The 20,845-nt window shown below is 54.4% G+C and carries 14 protein-coding genes; 10 read left to right on the forward strand and 4 right to left on the reverse strand.

Annotation, left to right across the window (positions count from 1 at the left end; translation table 11 throughout):
* The first annotated feature begins 88 nt into the window (after positions 1 to 88).
* The 3 genes from RIC05_RS06355 to RIC05_RS06365 all read left to right on the forward strand — a co-directional run bounded on the left by RIC05_RS06355 (position 89) and on the right by RIC05_RS06365 (position 5,248).
* Complete coding sequence (locus RIC05_RS06355) at positions 89 to 727, forward strand: TetR/AcrR family transcriptional regulator (RefSeq protein WP_350044879.1); 639 nt, start codon at positions 89 to 91, stop codon at positions 725 to 727.
* A gap of 139 nt (positions 728 to 866) precedes the next feature.
* On the forward strand, positions 867 to 2,030 hold the full coding sequence (locus tag RIC05_RS06360) for an efflux RND transporter periplasmic adaptor subunit (protein ID WP_350044878.1): 1,164 nt from the start codon (positions 867 to 869) through the stop codon (positions 2,028 to 2,030).
* 38 nt (positions 2,031 to 2,068) lie between these two features.
* Complete coding sequence (locus RIC05_RS06365; RefSeq protein WP_350044877.1) at positions 2,069 to 5,248, forward strand: efflux RND transporter permease subunit; 3,180 nt, start codon at positions 2,069 to 2,071, stop codon at positions 5,246 to 5,248.
* 77 nt (positions 5,249 to 5,325) lie between these two features.
* On the opposite strand, the gene RIC05_RS06370 is transcribed toward RIC05_RS06365, so the two are convergent.
* Entirely contained in the window at positions 5,326 to 5,964 is a 639-nt protein-coding gene (locus RIC05_RS06370; protein WP_350044876.1) for a hypothetical protein, read from the reverse strand.
* 294 nt (positions 5,965 to 6,258) lie between these two features.
* Between RIC05_RS06370 and htpX the strand changes: the two genes are divergently transcribed.
* Together htpX and RIC05_RS06380 are read left to right on the forward strand one after the other, a co-directional pair.
* A complete protein-coding gene (gene htpX / locus RIC05_RS06375; RefSeq protein WP_350044875.1) occupies positions 6,259 to 7,212 on the forward strand; it encodes a zinc metalloprotease HtpX in 954 nt (317 codons plus the stop codon).
* Between the two features lie 208 nt (positions 7,213 to 7,420).
* Positions 7,421 to 9,025 (forward strand): hypothetical protein, encoded by a 1,605-nt coding sequence (locus tag RIC05_RS06380; protein WP_350044874.1) that lies wholly within the window; start codon positions 7,421 to 7,423, stop codon positions 9,023 to 9,025.
* A 98-nt stretch (positions 9,026 to 9,123) separates the two neighbouring features.
* On the opposite strand, the gene RIC05_RS06385 is transcribed toward RIC05_RS06380, so the two are convergent.
* Positions 9,124 to 9,843, reverse strand: a complete 720-nt coding sequence (locus RIC05_RS06385) for a Bax inhibitor-1/YccA family protein (protein ID WP_350044873.1) — start codon at positions 9,841 to 9,843, stop codon at positions 9,124 to 9,126.
* A 261-nt stretch (positions 9,844 to 10,104) separates the two neighbouring features.
* Between RIC05_RS06385 and RIC05_RS06390 the strand changes: the two genes are divergently transcribed.
* Together RIC05_RS06390 and RIC05_RS06395 are read left to right on the forward strand one after the other, a co-directional pair.
* Positions 10,105 to 11,658, forward strand: coding sequence for a hypothetical protein (locus RIC05_RS06390; RefSeq protein ID WP_350044872.1), 1,554 nt, complete (start codon positions 10,105 to 10,107; stop codon positions 11,656 to 11,658).
* 138 nt (positions 11,659 to 11,796) lie between these two features.
* The gene (locus RIC05_RS06395) at positions 11,797 to 13,413 is read left to right on the forward strand and encodes an acyl-CoA synthetase (protein ID WP_350044871.1); all 1,617 of its coding nucleotides are present in this window, start codon (positions 11,797 to 11,799) and stop codon (positions 13,411 to 13,413) included.
* A gap of 24 nt (positions 13,414 to 13,437) precedes the next feature.
* On the opposite strand, the gene RIC05_RS06400 is transcribed toward RIC05_RS06395, so the two are convergent.
* The gene (locus RIC05_RS06400; RefSeq protein WP_350044870.1) at positions 13,438 to 15,996 is read right to left on the reverse strand and encodes an ABC transporter permease; all 2,559 of its coding nucleotides are present in this window, start codon (positions 15,994 to 15,996) and stop codon (positions 13,438 to 13,440) included.
* A complete protein-coding gene (locus tag RIC05_RS06405) occupies positions 15,993 to 16,739 on the reverse strand; it encodes an ABC transporter ATP-binding protein (RefSeq protein WP_350044869.1) in 747 nt (248 codons plus the stop codon). The genes RIC05_RS06400 and RIC05_RS06405 overlap by 4 nt, the downstream gene beginning before the upstream one ends.
* 168 nt (positions 16,740 to 16,907) lie before the next feature.
* On the opposite strand from RIC05_RS06405, the gene RIC05_RS06410 reads away from it, so the two are divergent.
* The 3 genes from RIC05_RS06410 to RIC05_RS06420 all read left to right on the forward strand — a co-directional run bounded on the left by RIC05_RS06410 (position 16,908) and on the right by RIC05_RS06420 (position 20,579).
* Positions 16,908 to 17,615 carry an arylesterase gene (locus tag RIC05_RS06410; RefSeq protein ID WP_350044868.1) on the forward strand — a complete coding sequence of 236 codons (708 nt, stop codon included), beginning with the start codon at positions 16,908 to 16,910 and terminating at the stop codon, positions 17,613 to 17,615.
* A gap of 969 nt (positions 17,616 to 18,584) precedes the next feature.
* Positions 18,585 to 19,289 carry a J domain-containing protein gene (locus RIC05_RS06415; RefSeq protein ID WP_350042942.1) on the forward strand — a complete coding sequence of 235 codons (705 nt, stop codon included), beginning with the start codon at positions 18,585 to 18,587 and terminating at the stop codon, positions 19,287 to 19,289.
* Positions 19,290 to 19,460: 171 nt separating this feature from the next.
* The gene (locus RIC05_RS06420; RefSeq protein ID WP_350042941.1) at positions 19,461 to 20,579 is read left to right on the forward strand and encodes an FIST signal transduction protein; all 1,119 of its coding nucleotides are present in this window, start codon (positions 19,461 to 19,463) and stop codon (positions 20,577 to 20,579) included.
* The last annotated feature ends 266 nt before the right edge of the window (positions 20,580 to 20,845 follow it).

Here is a 20,845-nt window from a genome sequence, read left to right on the forward strand (position 1 = left end):
TCTGAAGATATATCGGGTGAATTCCTTGAAAAATACCAACCGGTACGTATATTTATCTGTGTAAAGACAAAAAAATTAGGTGAAAACCATGAGGAACGCCGTAGAAACCCGGATCAAGCTGCTGGAAACTGCCATCGAACTATTGGCGACCCGCAGTTATCACGATGTTGGTGTCAGTGATGTGTGCAAACATGCCGGTGTCACCAAGGGCGCGTTCTATCATCATTTTGACAGTAAGGCCGCGCTGTTTGCCGCCTCTGCCCGCCATCACTGGGAAAAGGGCAAGGATGAACTTCGCGCCATCTTTTCCCCCGATGTTCCGCCGATTGACCAACTTAACCGCTATATCGCGCTTGTCTGTAACAAGCAGGAAAAATACGCGGTTCCCGGCGAAAACGAAGTCTGTGTCTGCCCGATCTTTACCGCTGGTGGTCAGGTCGGCCCGGAAGATGTTGAAATCCAGAATTGTTCACGCGAACTGGCGGAAGAACAGATCAAATATCTTGCATCGATGGTGCGTGGCCTGAAAGGCGAGGGTATGCTGGGTACGGATGGTGACGTCACAATGCTTGCGCGGATGATTTTCCAGTATGTCCACGGTTTGCTGACATATGGCCAAGTTTTTAATGATCTTGATACTGTTCGGTCTGATCTTCGCGAAGGGATCTGCCGAATCCTGAATTTACAATGTAAATTCAGGGAAGTAGCCACTACTGACGCTGCCTGACATTTTCACGTCAAACTAAATTAATTTAAAAAAACGCCATTTTTTTGCCTTCTTGCACTTGCAAACAAACCGATCGGTATGCATCTTCCCATCAAATAGTCCGCGATCTATGCGGTTCACGCTTTTGGAAGATGGTAAGATGCAGTCACGATCAAAACGCAAAATAGTGCTGTCCGCGGCCGTGTTGGCGCTGGCAGTTGCCGCCGGGGGATATGGTCTGCATATCTCCGGATCATCCGCTGATGAGGTCGCGGTTCAATCCGCGCCCATGGCAACCCCGGTCACCGTATCGGGTGTAAAAAGCAATTCCGTCCACCTCTGGAGCAACTTTTCCGGCCGTCTAAGCGCGGTTGAAGAAGTCCAGTTACGCCCGCAAGTCAGTGGTGCGATCGTCGAAATCCGTTTTGAGGACGGTCAGTTGGTCTCCAAGGGGGATATCCTTGCGGTGATTGACCCGCGCAGCTATCAGGCGGCGGTTGATGAAGCCCGCGCTGAACTTTCAGCTGCCCGGCAAAGCCTGTCATTGGCATCCAAGGAAAAAGAACGGGCCGAAAAGCTTGTTGCAAACGGCACCGTGTCAAAACGGGTCTATGACGAACGGCTCAGCACCCATCAGGTCGCGCAAAGTCAGGTCAGCCGTGCACAGGCACAGCTTGAACTGGCCGAAATCGAACTTGATCACGCTTATGTCAAAGCCCCGATTGACGGCCGTGTCAGCCGTGTCGAACTGACGGTTGGCAATCAGGTGAATGCCGGTTCCAACGCACCGGTTCTGACCACGATTGTCTCGACCGGGAAAATCTATGCCGACTTTGATCTGGACGAGCAGACCTTTTTTGCCAGTCTTGGCGAAAGCGGCAAGATCGACGATGCCGCGCAAAGCATTCCGGTCAATATGACGCTGTCGAGTGGTCGTCACGTTTCCGGACATGTGCACAGCTTTGACAACCGCATTGATCCGCGCACCGGCACCATCCGGACCCGTGCGCTGTTTGACAATCTTGACGGCACCCTTCTGCCCGGCAGCTTTGCCAGTCTCGAGGTCGGTACCCTTGCCAAGGAAGAGGTCATTCTGATTTCTCCTGAGGCCATCAGTACCGATCAGGACCGCAAATTCGTCTATGTCGTTTTGCCCGATAACACTGTTGCCTATCGTCAGGTGACTCTGGGGTCGGAAATCAACGGCATGCGGATTGTCACATCCGGTCTTGAGATTGGCGACCTTGTCATTGTCAACGGCATCATGAAGGTCCGACCCGGCATGGCTGTTTCCCCCGAAATTCTGCAAGTCTCTGCATCCTGAGGGGTGCTGTACTGCGCGCATAAGCAAGGCTGACCGTCATGCAGAACCTGTCCAGATTTTTTGTGGATCGCCCGATCTTTGCCGGCGTCCTGTCCGTCCTGATTCTTATGGCGGGCCTCATTGCCATGTGGCGTTTGCCGATTTCCGAATATCCGGAAGTCGTGCCGCCAACGGTCGTGGTCTCCGCCAAGTTTCCCGGTGCCAACCCGGCCGAAATTTCCGAAACCGTCGCATCCCCGCTGGAAGAGCAAATCAACGGCGTTGAGGGGATGCTCTATATCAATTCGCTGGCAACCACGGATGGCAATCTGTCGCTGACCGTGACCTTTGAAATCGGCACGGATCCGGATCTGGCCCAGCAAAAAGTCCAGAACCGCGTGTCGCAGGCCGAACCACGTCTGCCAGATGTCGTGCGTCAGCTTGGCGTGACCGTGTCAAAACAGTCGCCTGATCTGACCATGGTGGTGCATTTGCGTTCACCCGATGAACGCTATGACATGCTTTACTTACGTAACTATGCGACGCTCAATGTCCGCGACCGTCTGGCCCGTATTAACGGTGTCGGGCAGGTGGGACTGTTTGGCTCAGGCGATTACGCCATGCGTGTCTGGCTGAACCCCGACAAGGTTGCCGAACGTAACCTGACAGCCGGTGAAGTGGTTGCTGCCATCCAAAGCCAGAACGTGCAGGTTGCTGCAGGCATCATCGGCGGCGCACCCTATGACAGCGGTGTTCAGTTCCAGTTGCCGATCAATATCAGTGGCCGTCTGGAAAGCCCGGAAGAGTTTGAAAGCATCATCATCAAACGCGGTGAAGATGGCACGATCACGCGTCTGGGCGACGTTGCCCGGATCGAGATGGAGGCACAGCAATATGCGCTGCGCTCCTTGCTTGATAACAAACCTGCTGTCGCCATTCCGATCTTTGCATCGCCCGGTTCAAACGCGCTTGATATTTCAAGCAATGTCCGTGCGGCGATGGAAGAATTGAAGCAAAACTTCCCCGAAGACCTTGATTACAGCATCGTCTATGACCCGACCGTCTTTGTGCGTGGTTCGATCAAATCCGTGATCGTGACATTGCTCGAAGCCGTCGCCCTTGTCGTTGTCGTGGTAACGATCTTCCTGCAAACATGGCGGGCATCGATCATTCCGTTGCTTGCGGTGCCGGTATCGATCATTGGCACATTCGCGCTGATGCTGTTGATGGGCTTTTCGATCAATGTGCTGTCGTTGTTTGGCTTGATCCTTGCCATCGGGATCGTGGTTGATGATGCGATTGTCGTTGTTGAAAACGTTGAACGAAACATCGAACGTGGTCTATCACCACGCGATGCAACGGTTGCGGCGATGCGCGAAGTCACCGGGCCGATCATTGCGACATCGCTTGTGATTACCGGTGTGTTTGTGCCAATTGCCTTTATCAGTGGCCTGACAGGTCAGTTTTATCAGCAATTTGCCCTGACCATTGCGATTGCAACGATCATTTCAACGATCAATTCCCTGACACTTAGCCCGGCCTTGTCGGCCTTGCTGTTGCGCAGCCATGATGCACCAAAAGACTGGCTGACACGCGGGATGGACTTTGTCTTTGGCTGGTTCTTCCGTGGGTTCAACCGATTCTTTAACCGCAGTACCGATCTTTATGCCGGGGGTGTCAAACGCCTGCTGGGTGTTAAATCGATCATGATGGTGCTCTATGCCGGTTTGCTGGTCCTGACCTATCAGGGCTTCCAGATATTGCCGAGCGGGTTCGTCCCGATTCAGGACAAACAATATCTGGTCAGTTTTGCCCAACTGCCACAGGGCGCAACGCTGGACCGGACCGAAGACGTCATTCGTGAAATGTCGGACATTGCCTTGCAAGAACCCGGTGTTGAAAGTGCAGTGGCCTTTCCGGGCTTGTCGATCAACGGCTTTGTGAACAGTTCAAGTGCGGGCATCGTGTTTGTCACCCTGACCGACTTTGCCGAACGCAAAAGCGATGATCTTTCGGGCTTGGCGATTGCCGGTAAACTTCAACAGAAGTTTGGCGCCATTGACGAGGCCTTTGTTGCCATCTTCCCGGCACCGCCGGTGCAGGGGCTTGGCACTGTTGGCGGGTTCAAGCTGCAAATTCAGGACCGCTCGGATCAAGGCTATCGCGCGCTTGATGATGCCATGAAACAGGTTCTGGCCAAGGCATGGGCAGCCCCGGAACTAACCGGTGTGTTTTCCAGCTACAACATCAACGTTCCGCAACTTCAGGCATCGCTTGACCGGACCAAGGTCCAGCAACTTGGCATTCCGGTGGATGAAATCTTCCGGACCATGCAGGTCTATCTTGGGTCGATGTATGTCAATGACTTCAACGCTTTTGGCCGGACCTATCAGGTGATCGCACAGGCCGATAAGCCATATCGATCCAGCCCGGAAGACATCCTGCGTCTGCAAACACGCAATGCCGATGGCGATATGGTGCCACTTGGCAGTGTCCTGTCGGTTTCCGAAACCTTCGGGCCGGATACGGCGATGCGCTATAACGGCTTCCGGTCGGGCGATCTGAACGGCAATGCCGCACCGGGCTATTCGAGCGGCGAGGCACAAGCCGCAATCACGAAGATACTCGAAGAAACGCTGCCGCCGGGCATGTCCTATGAATGGACGGAGCTGACCTATCAGCAGATTCTGGCGGGCAATACGGCGATCTTTGTCTTCCCGATCTGTATCCTTCTGGTGTTCCTGGTTCTGGCCGCCCAATACGAAAGCCTGACCATGCCGCTGGCTGTGATCCTGATCGTACCGATGAGCATCCTGTCGTCTGTTTTTGGTGTCTATCTGTTTGGCGGAGACAACAACATCTTCACCCAGATCAGTCTGTTTGTTTTGGCCGGACTGGCATCCAAAAACGCGATCCTGATTGTCGAGTTCGCCCGCGAACTGGAACATCAGGGCCGGACAACAGTCCAGGCCGCGATCGAGGCAAGCCGACTTCGGTTGCGCCCGATCCTGATGACTTCACTGGCCTTCATCATGGGCGTTGTGCCGCTGGTTCTGTCCAGTGGTGCAGGGGCCGAGATGCGCCACGCGATCGGTATTGCTGTGTTCTCCGGCATGCTGGGCGTGACGATATTTGGCCTGATCCTGACCCCGGTCTTTTATGTGCTTGTGCGCATGATTGGCCGGCGCAACGAAGTGCGTTCACTTGATGAGGCTGAGACACATCAGCCTGCGGAGTAAACGCCATCGTTGCAGAAACAGCCGGGCCTTAACCCCTCCCCCGACCCCGCAGGTCCGGCTGTTTCTTTCTTTTCCTGTCAGGCGTTTCTGGCTTGCTCGCGCATGGTCAGAAACGCCGTCGTATTAAGCTCTATCGGGCCTTTCCATGTGCCGGCCTCTTTCGGCGACGGCGCATTCCAGTCAATTTCGGGATGTTGTGGAATGTTTTCGACGGATGGCCAGCGTTCTCCGCCAAACAGCTCTTCACGGTAGTCGCCAACTGTGCCCATGGTCCCAGCAGGACCTTCCCTGACTTCCAGACGGTTGCCATATTTGCGTTTGAGCTCGAACTCGATTCGGTTTTCTACATACTCGGTCAGGTCATCGCCGCTTAGTCCGCGTTGTTCTCCGTCACTTTTGGCAACGCCGTACTCAAAACCGTAATTCATGCCGTTCGAAACATTGGCGTTGTTGGTGCCAAAAACGGCGGTGAGTTCCTCATCCAGATAATAGGCACGGGTGACCTGTGCATCGCTGTTGTCATCAAGCCAGTTTGAAAGGTTGTTTTCCGCAGTCTTTCGGACTTCCTTGAACTCTGCCTGACGGGAAAGCATGTGTTCTTTCCATTCCTCGGCACTATATTTGGTGGTGTACTCGCCGGTTTGTATATCAATCGGCCGATTGAAGAGCAGCATCTGCGCCCCAACCAATGAAAATTGTCCCTGAATATTGACCATTGCGGTGTCTCCTGCTGTGATATGTCGGAAAACAAGCAACATCACTGCCACTCATGCGTGTGGCGGGGACTCCTTTGACATCTGCGGTATTTTTTCTGTGACATCGGTCACGTGGGCAAAAAATTCGGAATTGTCCCTCTAGGTCAGATGGTTAGTGAGAACAAATTGCCCACACCAACGGGGGCAATGGCCTATACTATTGCGGAATCATCAGTTCATAATTGCCGGGTGCTTGCCAACGCGAAACCACGCCTTATCTTTCGCTCAGATTGTTCGCCAAAAGGGTATTCGAGCATGAATTACATCCGTACAGGTTTGTTACTCGCCGGGTTGACCGCGCTGTTTGGTGCCGTTGGCATGATGATTGGCGGTCAGCAGGGCATGATCATTGCCTTGCTGTTTGCGGGCGCAATGAACGTGTTTGCCTATTGGAATTCCGATGCGATGTTGCTGCGCATGCGCAGTGCGCGACAGGTGGATGATAAAACCGCCCCGGAACTTGTCTCCATGGTGCGCGATCTTGCGCGCAATGCCGGTCTTCCGATGCCCAAGGTCTATGTGATTGAAAACCCCCAACCCAACGCATTTGCCACCGGGCGTAACCCGGAAAATGCTGCGGTCGCGGCAACCACAGGCCTTTTGAAGCTTCTGGATCGCAATGAGATTGCCGGTGTCATGGCCCACGAACTGGCCCATGTGAAAAACCGCGATACCCTGACCATGACGATTACCGCCACCATTGCCGGGGCCATTTCCGCATTGGCAAACTTTGCGATGTTTGCCGGTATGTTTGGCGGCAATCGCAGCGAAAACAACAATCCCTTGGGCGGGATTGGCATGATCCTGATTGCGATTTTAGCCCCGATGGGGGCCATGATCGTGCAAATGGCCATTTCACGGTCGCGCGAATATGACGCAGACCGCATCGGGGCGGAAATCTGTGGCCATCCGTTGTGGCTGGCCAGTGCGCTGAATAAGCTTGATAAGGGCGTTCACGCCATCCCGAATATGGAGGCCGAACGCAACCCGGCAACCGCCCATATGTATATTGCCAACCCGCTATCGGGTAAGGGGGTGGATAGCCTGTTTTCGACCCATCCAGACATGGCAAATCGCATTGCCCGGCTTAAATCCATGGTGCCGTCATCACCGCAATCAGAAGCTGCATCTATGACGCATTCGGGACCTTGGGCGGCAAAACCCAATGCGACTTCTGCACCGCGCCGTCGCCGCCGTCCGTGGCACTAGAAATAATTGGCGGCTTTGTGCCCAAAATATGCGTAGTTTGCTGGTAATACTCCCCATTTGAGGATTGTATACACTATACTCCGGTATTAACTGAAACCACCGGTCATGCCATTGACCATCGATGTTGTGCGGATGACAATGGTGTTCGCTGAGTTTGGATATTCCTTTGAGTTGTATTGACGATTCAAAGGTACGCATAAGGGCAAAAATGGCTGGGTTCTGGTCGATGGTTGGTTTGGTGATCAAGTCTTTGATCACAGGCAACGAGACAGTTGAGAACGACGAAGACACTGCCGAGGATCGTGCGGCAGAAGACACATCATGTGTTTACGCCATTGCCAGATTTAGCGCTGCTGAAACTGCTGTTACAGGTGGGGCACGGCCATCGGATCGATTTGCCGAAACAATCGCCGCCAGTCTGACGAAAATCCCTGAAAGCCGGGCAATCCGGATTGATCAGTATTTCAGTCCAAATCCCGATGCCATCGATCCGTTTCAAGCCATGCGCGAAGCCCAGCTTGGCGTGCTTAACGTGGGTAAGCGGGTTGATGCCGATGCGATATTCTGGGGCCAACAGGACCCGGCGACTGGCGATCTGGATGTGCATCTGGTCAGTGAACCACTGGTATCATCCCTGTATGATCTGATGCTGCCGATGACCTATGTTTTCAAACAGCCAGATCATCCCGATGTCGCAGAAGCCCTTCGGATTTTACTGGCAGCCGCTTTATTGCTGCAATCGCGTGGTGGCGAACAGCGTCTATTGCATATTTCACGCTTGTCTTCGTGTCTTGAAAACTTTCAGGACCGGATCAATCAGGGCGACAAACTGACCGCGGTTGGAAGCGGTGTGGCCATCGCATATGCTTTTGGTGTGTTTATTCTGACCGAAACAGGGGATCGGTCCTATTGCGCAAGCGCGCTTAAGGTTCTTGAACCCCAGATCCGGGCTATCTTGACCGATGCAGGCGACGCGCCAACAAAAGAAGTGGCAATACAACGCAAGGCATCAGCAGGACTTCTGGGCGAAGCCAAGCAGCATAAGGAAGAGGTCGCCAAAGAAGCAGAAGTGCGGGCAGAAGATTTAATCGCCCGGATCAGTGACTTTTCAAAGATCAATGCGCCCTCCACGGCCGTTCTTGCCATGTATGGCGGGCTTGTGAACTGGTCTTTGATTGGCAATCTCAAAGCCCGGTCCGGTGCGGTTGCGACAGGGATCTGGCAATTGCTTGAACGGCGGTTTGAACAATCTGTCGGATCGCCGGTTGCCTGTGCGCTTGCGATTTGCAAGCTGGGCGAAGCAATGGTTGCCAGCGGCAAGGACGCCGAAGATGCCAGGATGGTTGATGAAGCCGGCGCACAATATCGTCGGGCCCTTGGCATGATCAATAATCGGACCCATGCACCGCTTTATTCGCTCACGGCCTATGGTTTGGCAGAGTCGATTGTATCATCGGCCGCCATCAAGGATGTCAGCATTCCCGATACGCAAGTTGTTCCGGTGTTTCAGGCCGCGTTAAAGGTCTGTGCCCGGCGGGATCATCCCTACATCTGGGGCCGGATCATGTTTGCACTTGCGACCGTACAACTGACCAACGGTGGCTTGCATAAAGATATGGAGTTGCTGACAAGTGCCCGACGGGGCTTTTCACAAGCTTACGAGGCCTTTGTCGATGCAGGGGCAAAGGGGGCAGCGCGTGCGGCCTCTGGTGGGTATACCCGTTCGGAAAACGCATTATCCCAACTTGGCCATCGCAAGGCGATCATGGATGCCACGGGTGGGGATGATGCGGTAAAGGCACCTGCTTCCTAATCCTGATCTGGCGATCTTCTGTCAAGCGATGTAGCGGACAAAAGAAACCCCCGCAGCCGATGGCTGCGGGGGTTTTGACTGCGACTGCCGGAATAGTTCTATTCGCGGTTGCCAAAGAAGTGCAGCAGCATGATGAACAGGTTCACGAAGTCGAGATAAAGACGCAGCGCACCGAACAGGGCTTTTTTGCCTGAAGTGGTTGTGTCGTCATGCTCGTGATATTCTTCCTTGATGCGCTGGGTGTCATACGCGGTCAGGCCGGTGAAGATCAGAACACCTGCTGCCGAGATGATGAACTGCAGCATGCCGCTTCCAAGGAAGATATTGACCACGCTGGCAATGATAATGCCGATCAGGCCCATAAACAGGAAGCTGCCCCAACCCGACAGGTCTTTCTTGGTGGTATAGCCAAACAGGCTCATCGCACCAAAAGTACTCGCGGTGATGAAGAATGTGCGTGCAATCGACTCACCGGTATAAACCAGGAAGATTGACGACAGGGACAGGCCCATCAGTCCGGCATAAATCCAGAATGTCGCCTGTGCGGCACCAAAGCTCATCTTGTGGATGCGTGCGCTCAGGTAGAAAACAAGCCCGATCGGGGCAAGCATCACAACCCACTGGAGTCCGGTGCCGAAAATAGCCTGCATCAGGGTAGGGCTGGTCGAAACAACCATGGCCACGATACCGGTCAAGGCAAGTGCGGATGCCATGTAGTTGTAGACACTCAGCATATAGGAGCGAAGGCCTGCATCGACCTCGGCCGCCGACCGGCCAACCGAGACGTCATAGCCACGTTGACGCGTTTCAAAAGCCATTGAAATCCCTCTTTGATCCATTTGTGTGCAGAATCAATATACAATTCTACGATGCTCAAAATATGGCAGGTTTTCCGTGAAAAGCAACGGTTTGACCGAAACGACAATGTCGGGTGCCGGTCAAATGTGATCCTGTTCACGTTGCCTGCCCTATAACAAAACAATGTGACGATGCGCGACAGGTCGCATAATCAGGGCTATCATGTTGCGTGGTGGGGGATCGTGATGTTGTGGCAGAACATAATAAGGGCCCGATATGGCATGTCAGAGATCGTCTTGATCACACCAAACCATATCTCTCAAACGATTGATCGATTGCGTGTGCGTTTATGGAAACGCCGCACGGGCTGGGGTTTGGCTTTAATGTCCGGACTGCTCGCCATGTCCATCCCGCTGGGTGCTGCCGCGCAAAACGCCAATCTAAACGCGACTCCTGATGCGGGCGATATCGCGGTCTTTACCGATGAATATGATGGGGCTGAGTTCTGCGCGAATGGTATCGGTGATCAGCCGTGCGCTGTCCTGCCGGTTGATGTGCCGGAATTTGACGCCAGTTTTGTCTATCGATTTCTGGCCTATCACGCGCAACGTCCCTTTGACCGTTTTTCATGGCAGGCATTTACCGCCTTGATGGCATCGCCTAATGCCTCTGATCAGACCGCACTTTGGGAAACATTCCCAACCCGGCGTGATGTGCTGTCCGCTGTGACCTATCCCAATGCCGCATGCCGTGACGGATTGCCCAACGGGCATCTTTTGCTGGCAAGCTATGTGCAATCAAGCGGGGATGTGCTGGTCGATCAGGCGGGGAACTTTGTTCTGTTTGAAACCCGGATCAACCCGGCTGCGCGCGATTATATCCTTTCAAATGGTCTGGAGACCAAAGACGGTCGTGCGGCATTTGCCAAATCAGGCGCAGCGATTGATTTCCCCATCGGGCATATGGATCGGGTTGCCGACCTTGCACAACCTGTCTTGGTGGCAAACGGCGATGATGATGCCGGGACCGAACCGGCGGCACCCGCCATCCCGCCATCCGCACCCGGTGTGATGGGCGCGCAATTGTTGAAATTTGCCTGGCGAATTCTGCCGGATGATGGCGCGCAAGATGTCGGGACAGGTCGCACCTATTACACCCGTCCGGCCCGCATTTCCCTTGGCATCGATCAGACGCTGGATGGGCAGCCAAAATGCCTTGATGTCACGGTTGGGCTGGTTGGCCTGCATATCGTGCAACGCGTGGCCAGCGGCAATGGGGATCGCTGGATTTGGTCAAGTTTCGAGCATGTTGATAATGTGCCCTTGGCAGCCAATGCCCGCCGCCCAAACAGCATCATTACCGATAATCCTTTTGCCGACGGGTGCCTTGCGCCCGATGAAACCGATCAAGCTTACGCATTTTATGACGGGGGCACGGCCAAGGGAGGGGCTGCCAATCAATCAATCGCCGGTGACATCCGATGGGCAGATACCCGGCCCTTTGCCCGCCCGGTTTCCGGTGGCGCGCTTGTTCCGCCCGATATTGTCCGGTGCTGGCGATTGTTTTCAGGAACGGCAGAAACCAATTTCGTCTGGCAAAACAAGCTGGCCGGGACGGTTTGGCAAAATTACATGCTTTTGGGCACGCAATGGATCGGCAATCCCGGTGGCGCCCCGTTCGGGGTGGGGGAAGTTCCAAGGTATTTGACCAACAGTGCGCTTGAAAGCTTCATGCAACATCAATCGGATGCCACCTGCCTTGGCTGTCATTCGCGGGCGTCAACCGATGCCGGGCAGCCGGCAAATTTGACATTTTTGCTCGATCCGGCGTCGTGAAATCTTCGGGATCAAAGCCGATTATCTGAATGTATAGGGTGCACACAGACCTTCCATTTCTGGAAATTTGGCACTAGCATGCCTGCAACATTTGCCGCAGCCAAAAACAAATAACAGCGGTAAATTCAGGGAGGAAAGATGCTGGTCTGTCGTGAAAATTACGCGACGGTGTGTTCAGACTTTGTCTGGGACGTACCGACATATTACAATATCGGCGTTGATGTCTGCGATAAATGGGCTGATGACCCGGATCGATTGGCCTTGATGCATCGCAGACGTGATGGGTCGCGCCGCGATTATACCTTTGCCCAGATCAAACGCCTTTCAAACCGCTTTGCCAATGTCATGCGGCGTCATGGTATTCGCCGTGGCGATCGGGTCGGGATTTTGCTGCCGCAAAGCCCGGAAACCGCCATTTCCCATGTCGCGACCTATAAAATGGGCGCGATTGCCGTGCCGCTTTTTGCCCTGTTTGGCATGGATGCGCTGGAATACCGGTTGGGCAACTGTGCCGCCAAGGCCCTTGTGACGGACAAGGAAGGGGCGGCAAAGATTGCTGAAATTCGCGATCTTCTTCCGGCCCTTGAATATGTCTATGTCATTGATGGTGCGCCAGATAACTGCTTTGACTTCAAAGCCCTGTCGGCTGAAGAAAGCGATGCGTTTGAACCGGTTAAAACCCGTGCCGATGAACCGGCCCTGATCATTTATACATCCGGTACGACCGGACAGCCCAAAGGTGCGCTGCATGCCCATCGGGTGTTGCTGGGCCATTTGCCCGGTGTGGAAATGTCGCATGACTTTTTCCCGCAAGACGGTGATGTCATGTGGACCCCTGCGGACTGGGCGTGGATTGGCGGGCTTTTGGATGTTTTGCTGCCTGCCTGGCATCATGGCATGCCGGTGGTTGCCCACAGGTTTGAAAAATTCACCCCCGAAGCCGCCTTTGATCTGATTGCCCAATATGGTGTGCGCAATACCTTCCTGCCGCCAACCGCGTTAAAAATGATGCGGGCCGCCGGGGATGATGTGGCGCAGAAATTTAACTGTAATTTGCGCTCAATCGCCAGTGGCGGCGAAACCCTTGGGGCGGAACTTCTTGATTGGGGCCGTCGGGTGTTTGACGTCACGATCAATGAATTTTATGGCCAAACCGAATGCAACATGGTGGTCAGTTCCTGCCAATCAATCATGACGCCAAAACCCGGTGTGATGGGCCGCCCGGCCCCCGGGCATGATGTGGCGGTGATTGATCTGAGTGGCAAAGTGCTTGAACCCGGCGAAATGGGCCGGATTGCCGTGCGCGCGCCTGATCCGGTGATGTTTTTGGAATATTGGCGCAACCCCGAAGCCACCCGCGACAAATTCGTCGGCGAATGGCTTTTGACGGGCGATATGGGCAGTGTCGATGCCGATGGCTATATCCGCTTTATCGGGCGTGATGATGATGTCATCAGCTCGGCGGGTTATCGCATTGGACCGGGCGAGATCGAAGATTGCCTGATTGCCCATCCGGCGGTGCGTATGGCCGGTGTTATTGGCAAACCCGATGATCAGCGCGGCCAGATCGTTAAAGCCTTCATCGTGCTCAGCGATGGCTTTGCCGAAAGTGCCGAACTTGAAAGCGAGATCAAGGAATTCGTCAAAACCCGGTTGGCCGCCCACGAATATCCGCGCGAGATTGCCTTTCTGGATCAATTGCCGATGACAACCACAGGCAAGGTTGTCCGGCGTGAATTGCGCGATCTGGCTTAAGCTTGCTTACCGCATCGATTGCACTTACTCGTTACGCAGAAGCGGGGCCGCAGGACTGCGAAGGGCCTGCCACGTGCCAACAAACCCCGCGGACAATGTCGCAAACAGGCCAATGCCAATCGGACCAAAAATGGTCATCGGCAAGAGAACCCAGTTGGCTTCCATGATCAGGACCAGCACCGACCAAGCCGCAAGCGACCCGACAAAGGCGGCGATAACCCCGGTCGCAAGGCCAAGGATGCCGTATTCCAGCGCATAGGCATAAAGGATGTTGGCCCGCGTAGCGCCAAGGGTCTTAAGCACCACGGCATCATAAATGCGTTTGCGCCGACCCGCAGCAACCGCACCGGCAAGAACCAGAACACCCGCGACAATTGCGATCATGCTGGTGGCATTCAGCGCGGTTCCAATCCCGGCCAGAATGGCATTGGCGGCTTCAAGCGCCTCACGTACCCGGATGGCCGACACATTAGGGAAATCCAGACCAATCATGCGATCAACCGGTTCTTCCATTTCGCGCGGCATATGGGCGGTGGCAATCAGGCTATAGGGGGCCTTGTCGATCAGGCCCGGTGAAAACACCATGGCGAAATTCATGCGCAGGCTTTGCCATTCAATTTCGCGCCAATTGGCAATCTCGGCCGTGATATCCCGGCCAAGGATATTGACGGTCAACGTATCGCCGGGCTCAAGACTAAAGGCATTCCCGATATCGGCACTGATCGACACCAGTGGCTTGGACGCATCGTTATAGTCTGCTGGCCACCAGTCACCGCGCACCAGCTTGGTTTCCGGTGGCGGGGTGGCAGCAAAGGTCAGTCCGCGATCGCCGCGCAGGAACCAGCGATCATCGCCCGGTCCAACGTCTTCTGAATCAACCCCGTCAATCGCGGTTACACGTCCGCGCAACATCGGAGTTTGTTCGATATCCGAAACATTATCCTGTGCCAGAAGTTGTTCTTTGAACGGGTCCATCTGATCAGGGCGAATATCAAGGAAGAAGAAAGCCGGGGCAGATTCCGGAAGGTTCTCGTTGATCTCGTTATCAAGGTTGCCCTCGATTCCGGAAATCGTCACCAAAAGGGTCAAGCCCAGTCCAAGCGACAAGGCCACCGGAATGGTGTTCGCACCGGGGCGATGCAGATTGGCAAGCGCCAGTCTGGAAAACGCATCGCGTCCGGCAATGAACCGTTTCGATAAAGATACAATTCCTTGGCCGGCATAGGTGAAAATCACCACAGCCGCCATCGACCCGCCAATAAAGCCAAGGGCAATGGCCTTGTCTGTCGCACTGAACACAGTCAGGGCAAGCAACATCACAAGCGGCACACCGATATAAGGCAGATCCCGTTTGCGCACCGGGCTTCCGGTAAACAGGCCCGCACTGGCCCGGAACAATCGGGCTGCCGGAATCTCACGTGCGCGTAAAAGTGATGGCAGGGCAAAGACCAAGGTGGTCAAAACCCCAAAGCTGGTCGCAATGAGAAGCGACGGTAATGCCGGGCCAAGCGTCACATCAATCGGCAGACGTCCGGCCAGAACCGGGGCGATAAGTGCCGGGGTGACCGCACCGATCAGAAGACCAATCGCAATCCCGATCAGGGCCAGAACCAGTATTTGCAGGAAGTAAATCCGCAACACCAATCCATGCGATGCACCAATTGATTTCAATGTGGCGATGACGGATGTTTTGCTTTCGATATGGCCACGCACCGCATTGGCAACCCCGATCCCCCCGACCAGAAGGGCGGACAAGCCCACAAGGGTCAGGAACAAGGTCAGGCGTTCAATGAAACGGCGCAATCCGGGATTGGCATTGGCGGTATCGCGAATGCGCCAACCGGCATCTTCGAACCGGTTTTCCAACCGTTCGCGAAAGGCGGTCGGCGTTTCAGAATCATTCAAATCCAAAGCGTAATAATACCGGATCAGGCTGCCGGGCTGAACCAACCCGGTTTCCATCAGGGCCGATTTCGACACCATCAGGCGCGGGCCAAAATTGAAAAAGCCAACCGCCTTGTCTGGTTCCTTGGAAATCACCCCACGGATTTCAACATCCAGATCACCAAGCTTGACCGTATCGCCAATCGAAATGTTCAGGCGTTCCAGTAAGCCCGCCTCGGTCACAGCCCCCCAAACGCCATCCTTCTGATCAAGGCTGCCTTCGAACGGAATGCCGTCGGAAAGTTCCATCTCGCCAAACAGCGGATAGGCATCATCAACCGCCTTTAGCTCGACCAGTCGGCGCTGCTCCGGGCCATAGACCGTGGTGCGCATGGTGGCAAGTTCGCCAATCCGTTCGGTATTTTCACCAAGCCATTCAAGCTGATCGGGCGTGGCATCCTGATGGGTCAGGCGCAGTTCAACATCACCACCCAAAAGCTTGCGGCCATCGCGCTCCAGCGCAGAAAGAACGGATTCCGAAACGTTTCCGACCGCGGCGATTGATCCAACCCCAAGGGCAAGGCAGGCAAGGAAAATGCGAAAGCCCGACAGACCGCCGCGCAACTCGCGCCGACAAACCCGCCATGCAATCGACCACAGGCGGTCGGCATCTTTGGATTGGGATAAGGCCGTGCTCATGGCTGCGATTCCTGATGCGTAACGATCTCGCCGTCACGCAGCATCACGGTCCGGTCACACCGTTTTGCAAGACCCGCATCATGGGTAATCAAAAGCAGTGTGGAACCCCGACGTTTGGTCAGATCAAACAGCAATTCAATAATCGTTTCACCGGTCGCACCGTCAAGGTTGCCGGTCGGCTCATCGGCCAAAAGAAGCTCCGGGTCGGTCGCCAGGGCACGCGCCAACGCGACGCGCTGCTGCTCGCCACCTGATAGCTGACCGGGATAATGGCCAATGCGGTGGCCCAGACCGACAAGCTCAAGTTCTTCCTGTGCCTTTTCAAACGCATCTTTGCGTCCGGCAAACTCCATCGGAAGCGCAACGTTCTCCAACGCACTCATGGTCGGGATCAGATGGAAATCCTGAAACACGATGCCGACATGGTGGCGGCGATACAGGGCAAGGCCATCTTCATCAAGGCTGCGCAGGTCCTTGCCACAGACATTGACGATACCTTCCTGGGCCTGTTCCAGTCCGGCAATAACCATCAAAAGCGATGTTTTGCCCGACCCGGACGGCCCGACCAGACTGACCCGTTCGCCCGCCTTGACGCTGAGATCGACACCTTTAAGGATTTCAACAATCCCCGCCGGACCTTGCAGCCGCAGTTTCAGATCTTGGACATCGATGGTTTTCTGGGGTTTTTCGCCCGAAGAACCATCAATTTGTTCCGGGATTGCGGCGGTTTCAGTCACACTCATCTGGGGTCCTATCGGGCTTGGTGTGTTGCAAGATCAACAAAGCAGGTTACATAAGCTTACGGATCTGAACGTTTTTGGTTCAAACTTCTTTGGTTTGAATGCGCTGCATCAGGGTAACCGCAAGGTAACCACTTCAACAAGATGGCAGCTTATAGGGTGAGATTTGTAATGAAATTGGCGTCCGGGCAAGGTCGTACTGTAATCAAGTTCACTTCAAAGGGCTTGGTTTATCTTAACCGGCTGGTCCGATTGGGGCTTTTGGCCCTGTTTGTCGGAAGCATCGTCTCGCTTGGCGTGTCGGCCAATGCCGCCGAAGAGGATCCGCAAACCCTTGTTTTATTTGGCGATAGTCTGATGGCGGGCTATGGCCTGTCCCATGAAGAAGGCTTCGCGCCACGGCTTGAAGCCGCCTTAAAGGATGCCGGGCATAACGTTCGGGTGGTGAACAGTTCGGTTTCGGGGGATACCACGGCGGCCGGACTGGCCCGGCTTGACTGGGCGCTTGTCGAGAAACCCGATGCGGTGTTGCTTGAACTCGGCGCAAATGATGCCCTGCGTGGGGTGGAGCCATCGCAAACCCGCGATAATCTGGCCCAGATCATTGAAAAACTGCGGTCGATGGATGTTGACGTTTTGCTTGCGGGCATGGTCGCACCGCCCAATATGGGCACAACATATGGCGATGAATTCAACAGCATCTATGCCGATCTGTCCGGGCGCTATCAGATTGAATTGTATCCATTTTTCCTGGATGGCGTTGCTGCGGCACCGGAACTTAATCAAGAGGATGGCATGCACCCGAATGCCGAAGGTGTCGGCGTCATCGTCGAACGTATCCTGCCAAATGTCATAGAACTTCTGCAAAACCCATCCTGATACCATTTGGTCACATCAGTCAAAGCCGCTCGGACCAGAATTAAGCTTTCTGGCCGGGCGGGCCCGATGATTTGATCTTTGGCCGAGGACCCTATGCGATGGGCGGATCGATTTTTGGCCGCCGTCGCAGCCCTATGGCGCACTACCGCAAAAACAAACGCGTTCTCAAGGGGTTGCGCGGTGTTGGCGGGCGGGCCGGAATTCGGTTTACAGGGAATTTTTGCAAATTTTCCGGTTCTTGCTGCGATAAAAACTGCATATGTAGATAGAAAACGTCAACAACCCGAAACGAAACTGTTCGCAGTCGCGATATCCAACCCCGTTGGCTGGTAGTTTCGTGTTAAATCGATTTATATCAATATGTTACATATAGTTCAGCAAAGCGTGAAGGACGTCGAAACAGGGTCAAAATCCCGGTTTTGACCTTGAAAACACTGCTGTTGCTGTAAAATTAACACCTCATTTACTTTCGGTTATGTTTCGAATTCTCAAACCGATAACTGCATATGTTATTTTTTTGGTTTGCCGGATCGCGACAACCTGCCGCAAAGGCTGCGAAAGATCGGTGCGGTTCTTTTTGGCGGGTGTTTTTGAAACCACTGATTCATATGAATCCCCTATATGATTCAACGATGTAGCCATCAATGGCTGAAATTTCGCGCCATGTGCCTGTGGGTAAGTTTGTTGAAGACTTATTCACCGAGTCGCCCCATGGATTCCAACGGGATTCTGCGATAATGGCTTGATATCAGGGGTTTTGGTCGATTTGGCGGACTCCAAGCGTTCACTGCGAGTCGCCATTTACCCTGTGGATGAATCGGAAGCGATTCAATTTTTGACTGCAAATGCAGTTGCAGGCGGCCCATTCCATCGATAAACTTTCCAGATCAGACCAAGATCAAAGCCGGGACCGTGCCTGATACGATGGGCATTTCGAAATTAAATCAATAAGTTATCGGGGTGCGCACCGTGTCGACATCTGCAACGGTCAAGCAGTCTTACACCATTCCCTGTGCATCGGTCTTTCGCGACGCTGTTTTGTCACTTGCCGAACGCCGCGGGGTGAATGCGGCGGATCTGGCGCGTTCGGTGATGTTGATCGTGCCTGAAAAGGCGATTGACGATTATGTCGATCCGGGCGATCCGCCCAAGGGGGACCGCGAAACCATCGTTTTAAAATCCGGCCCCGCCGAAGGCCGCCCGTGGCGCAGGAAACCGCGCCTGCAATTGCGCCTGCCGCCGGGGTTCTCGGTCGTAACCGTGCGCAAGGCCCTTAAAATGGCCATCGATTTTGATGCCGGGGATGTCAATATGCGGGTTGAAAAATCCGATGTGTTGGCGGCGGAGAAAGTCGTTCTTGAAGAAGCCCGCGCCCTTAAAAAACGTCAGGCAGAACCGCCAGTCGAACTTTTGCAATCGCGCGAAGAACTCGACCGTCTGCGGCAAATTGTGAATAACCTTGCCTTTGATCCGCTTGATCGCGGGGTCACGACATTTAACGAAGCCCTGCATGTGATGGGGTTTGCCCCCAACGCAAGGCCGGATATGCGCGCAGTACGGTCCAAATATCGCGTCCTTGCCGCCATCCACCACCCCGACAGCAATTACGGATCGCATCAACGCATGACACAGCTGAATGCGGCGATGGATCTGTTGCGCAAACACGTTTCCTGATGGTGCCTTTTGGCGAAGGCCTTGGGGTGAGAAAGAACTCTTGCGGCTTGGCCCTTGTGGAAGCACGGGGGCAATGCTTAGATATTAAGGCACTAAGTAAGGTACTAAGTTAAGCGGGATGTATCGGGCGCAAGACCCGGATCACGTGACCAATCAGGATCGGGAGAAAGCATGACGGCGGAATTTCGGGCGGCACATGCCAGCGGAGAAAACTGGGCTTCTGTTGCCTCCGAACTGGCGGACCTTTTGGAAAAAGAGCCATTGCCACAACAGGCCTTGGCTTTTTTGTATGTCACCGAAGCCCTGTCCGACGATATCAGCAGCATCCTGACCTTCCTGAGATCCAGGCTTTCCATCGAACATTGGACCGGCACGGTTGGCATTGGTGTCTGCGGATCGGGCCGTGCCTATTTCGGCGTTCCCGCCGCATCTGTTCTGATCGCCCCCTTTGCCAGCGACACATTCCATATTTTCGAGCCGATCAAAACCGATCGCGATCTGGATGAACCCGACCTGCAAAAGGCAATAGACCGTCTGCAACCGATCTTTGGCCTGGTCCATGGCGATCCGGGTGCCCCCGATAGTCTGGGAACCCTTTCTGAACTGGCCCGGATGGGATCGACCTATCTGGTTGGCGGGATTGCAACCGGGGAACGGGGTGCTCCGCAACTGGCCGATCGGGTGGTTGATGGCGGGCTTTCGGGTGTTTTGTTTGAGGCGAACACATCGGTTCAGGTCGGCATCAGTCAGGCCTGCACACCCATCGGGCCGGTCCACCGTGTGACCGATGGCCGCGAAGGCGTTATCTCGACCCTTGATGATCGTCCGGCTCTTGAAGTCTTAAAACAGGAACTCGAAGCCGATGGCAGCGAACATTCCATGGCATCGGGCCGCTATCACGCCGCCCTGATGGTGCCGGGGTCCGATACCGGCGATTTTGTTGTCCGTAATCTGATGGGGATTGATCCCCATAACCACATGATTGCGATCAGTGGCGATGTTCAGGCTGGTGATGCCGTGCGGTTTGTCCGCCGCGATGGGGCGGCGGCCGAACAGGATCTGCGTCGGATGCTGACCGAACTTCAAAAACGCCTGCCGGGCAAACCGCGCGGTGCGCTGTATTGCAGCTGTGTCGCCCGTGGCCCGCATCTGTTTGGCACCGAAAGCCGCGAAATGATGATTATTCGCGATGAATTGGGCGATCTGCCCCTGACCGGATTTTATGGCAATGGCGAAATTTGCAATGATCGTTTCTATGGCTATACCGGGGTTCTGACCCTGTTTATCTAGGGTCAGGACCTAATTAATTTGATTGGAATGGCAGGCGTTATATTTGTGAAATACAAGGATAAAGCCTGCAGCGCGGGGTAATCCCCCGGGCAAAGGGTTTAACGCAGGAGTTTGCAAATATAACACCTGTCCTACGGATCACCCGGATTTGTACGGGCTACTTTGTCGCAAAACCTTGAAAGATGCATATCTTCCTGCGGTCTTGCTTCGCGTATCCGCACAAATCCGGGTGACCATTCAAACCAAATTAATAGGTCCTGACCCTA

The organism is Thalassospira sp. (assembly GCF_040218635.1).
Classification (GTDB): domain Bacteria; phylum Pseudomonadota; class Alphaproteobacteria; order Rhodospirillales; family Thalassospiraceae; genus Thalassospira.

What these genes read in the sequence shown, in the direction of transcription:
- RIC05_RS06410 (WP_350044868.1), top strand. Translation starts at nt 16,908, where the DNA reads ATGAAATTGGCGTCCGGGCAAGGTCGTACTGTAATCAAGTTCACTTCA.
- RIC05_RS06365 (WP_350044877.1), top strand. Translation starts at nt 2,069, where the DNA reads ATGCAGAACCTGTCCAGATTTTTTGTGGATCGCCCGATCTTTGCCGGC.
- RIC05_RS06370 (WP_350044876.1), bottom strand. Translation starts at nt 5,964, where the DNA reads ATGGTCAATATTCAGGGACAATTTTCATTGGTTGGGGCGCAGATGCTG.
- RIC05_RS06395 (WP_350044871.1), top strand. Translation starts at nt 11,797, where the DNA reads ATGCTGGTCTGTCGTGAAAATTACGCGACGGTGTGTTCAGACTTTGTC.
- RIC05_RS06360 (WP_350044878.1), top strand. Translation starts at nt 867, where the DNA reads ATGCAGTCACGATCAAAACGCAAAATAGTGCTGTCCGCGGCCGTGTTG.
- htpX (WP_350044875.1), top strand. Translation starts at nt 6,259, where the DNA reads ATGAATTACATCCGTACAGGTTTGTTACTCGCCGGGTTGACCGCGCTG.
- RIC05_RS06385 (WP_350044873.1), bottom strand. Translation starts at nt 9,843, where the DNA reads ATGGCTTTTGAAACGCGTCAACGTGGCTATGACGTCTCGGTTGGCCGG.
- RIC05_RS06400 (WP_350044870.1), bottom strand. Translation starts at nt 15,996, where the DNA reads ATGAGCACGGCCTTATCCCAATCCAAAGATGCCGACCGCCTGTGGTCG.
- RIC05_RS06405 (WP_350044869.1), bottom strand. Translation starts at nt 16,739, where the DNA reads ATGAGTGTGACTGAAACCGCCGCAATCCCGGAACAAATTGATGGTTCT.
- RIC05_RS06355 (WP_350044879.1), top strand. Translation starts at nt 89, where the DNA reads ATGAGGAACGCCGTAGAAACCCGGATCAAGCTGCTGGAAACTGCCATC.
- RIC05_RS06390 (WP_350044872.1), top strand. Translation starts at nt 10,105, where the DNA reads ATGTCAGAGATCGTCTTGATCACACCAAACCATATCTCTCAAACGATT.
- RIC05_RS06380 (WP_350044874.1), top strand. Translation starts at nt 7,421, where the DNA reads ATGGCTGGGTTCTGGTCGATGGTTGGTTTGGTGATCAAGTCTTTGATC.
- RIC05_RS06420 (WP_350042941.1), top strand. Translation starts at nt 19,461, where the DNA reads ATGACGGCGGAATTTCGGGCGGCACATGCCAGCGGAGAAAACTGGGCT.